Origin of the sequence: Streptomyces sp. NPDC051172 (genome assembly GCF_040682555.1) — a bacterium.
GTDB lineage: Bacteria > Actinomycetota > Actinomycetes > Streptomycetales > Streptomycetaceae > Streptomyces.
Genome location: NZ_JBFBBE010000353.1, coordinates 1 through 1,413, shown reverse-complemented (window position 1 = coordinate 1,413; position 1,413 = coordinate 1). Strand labels below are relative to the sequence as shown.

The following is a 1,413-nucleotide window of genomic DNA, read 5'->3' as shown; positions in this document are numbered from 1 at the left end:
GCTGGGCACGCGGCTGTTCGTGGCGCCGAACCCCAGCGGGCTCAACGCTCACGCCACCCTGGATTCGCTCGCCGCGGATTACCACGCGGCCGGTGCCGCGGCGGGGCTCGTGGACTGAGTGCACCCGCCGTCCCTGCGGCCAGGCTGACGCCTCAGGCCCGTCAGAACAGCGGCCAGGGCACCGCCGGCGTCAGGCCGCTCGGGGCAGGGAAGATCCCGTCGTCGAGCAACTGGGCACAGCGTTCGGCAAGGGCTTCGACTTCCTCGGCACCCAGCAGCTCCGCCAGCCCCCGCCCCAGCTCACCGCCGTGCCCCTCGAGAACGCGCCCCACGCCGTCGCGCTCCTCCTCGCTCAGCGCCTCACCGATCCATCCCCACAGCACGGTGCGCAGCTTGTCCGCCACATGGAAGGTGAGCCCGTGGTCCACCCCGTGTCGGTGCCCGTCGGGCATGGCGAGGATGTGGGCGCTCTTGCGGTCGGCGTTGTTGACGATCACGTCGAACACCGCCATGCGGCGCAGCGCCGCCGTGTCCTCGTGGGCCAGGACCAGCCGATTCCCGTCCTCGTCCTCACCCTCCAGGATCGTGAGCCACCCCGAGGCCGGCACCTGGTCCGCCGGGAACAGGTCCACGGCGTCCTGCTCAGGATCCTGCTCCTGCCAGAGCTGCACCATCCCCTCGCCGAACGGGCCCTCGTGCAGCCAGGTGCGCGGCACGATCTCCCACCCCAGCGCCTCGGACACCAGGTGCGCGGCCACCTCGCGGCGGGCCAGGGTTCCGGCGGGGAAGTCCCAGAGGGGGGCCTCGCCGGCCACCGGCTTGTAGACCACCGGGGTGTCACCGATCGCGCCGAGGAACGTGGCGTTGGACGCCGTCGTGATGCGGCCGGTGAGCGTCAGCTCCCCGGACACCAGCTCACCGGCGGGCACGTCCGCGGCGCTCATCAGGAGTCGGGGAGAGTGCAGTCGTGGCCGTCGGGGTCGATGGGCTGGCCGCAGTCCGAGCAGACCGGACGGCCGGCGTCCACGACCTCCCGGGTGCGCCGGGCGAACGCCCGGGCGGCGCCGACGGGCATCCGCACGCGCACGGCCTCGGCGTCCGCCTCGGGCGCCGGGTCGGCGTCGTCGTCAGAGAGCGGGTGCGCGTCGATGAGCACCTGCGCGGTGGTGGGGTCCCAGCCCAGGCCGATGGCCCCCACCCGGAACCACTCCTGCACCGGGTCCAGCGGATCGTTGTCCACGAGTTCCACGGGGGTGCTGGCCGGGACGCTGTGCGGATTGCCCTCCAGGGCCATCAGATCGTCGAGGATCTCGTCGAGCATCTCCGCCATCAGGGCGGACTGCTGCTTCTCCAGGGCCAGGCTCACCAGCCGGGGCCCGGTGCGCACCTGCAGGTAGAACGTGCGGGCTCCGG

Annotated in this window: 2 protein-coding genes; both read right to left on the bottom strand. The window is 72.8% G+C overall.

Going from position 1 to position 1,413, the window contains the following annotated elements; all coding sequences use genetic code 11:
* Window positions 1–161: 161 nt before the first annotated feature.
* On the bottom strand, window positions 162–944 hold the full coding sequence (locus tag AB0N07_RS51040; protein ID WP_365847833.1) for an SCO1664 family protein: 783 nt from the start codon (window positions 942–944) through the stop codon (window positions 162–164).
* On the bottom strand, window positions 944–1,413 hold a 470-nt coding region (locus AB0N07_RS51035; protein ID WP_365847831.1), incomplete at its 5' end, for a DUF3090 domain-containing protein. The genes AB0N07_RS51040 and AB0N07_RS51035, both read right to left, overlap by 1 nt.